This window comes from Streptomyces sp. P17, from assembly GCF_032436805.1.
Classification (GTDB): domain Bacteria; phylum Actinomycetota; class Actinomycetes; order Streptomycetales; family Streptomycetaceae; genus Streptomyces.
The window spans coordinates 1-273 of record NZ_JAVRBF010000808.1 but is presented as its reverse complement, the minus strand read 5'-3'; the positions used below and the strand labels follow the sequence as shown (position 1 = coordinate 273).

1 pseudogene is annotated in these 273 nt (G+C 67.8%); it reads left to right on the top strand.

Features of this window, described 5'->3' with window-relative positions:
* Positions 1–273, top strand: a pseudogene (locus tag RMT89_RS43040) (Cro/Cl family transcriptional regulator); the annotation flags it as partial.

The following is a 273-nucleotide window of genomic DNA, read 5'->3' as shown; positions in this document are numbered from 1 at the left end:
AGGCGATCGGCGCGGTCGGGCAAAACGCGGTCCCCGCACCCTGGGAAGAAGTGCGCGACTTCTTTCATTATTGCGACAATTATATCGACGCCGTGGATCGCGCGGCAGAGCGGTTCGCCTGCCCCGAAGGCATCCGCGCCGATCCGCAGCAGCGGGCCACCGACGCTTTGGCCCGCAAGGGCATCACCGTCGACACCGCCGAGCTTGGCCCCGGCCCCGTCTTTCGCCGCGACGGCGCGCGGATCATTCTGAACGCAGCGGCCGAAACCGCGA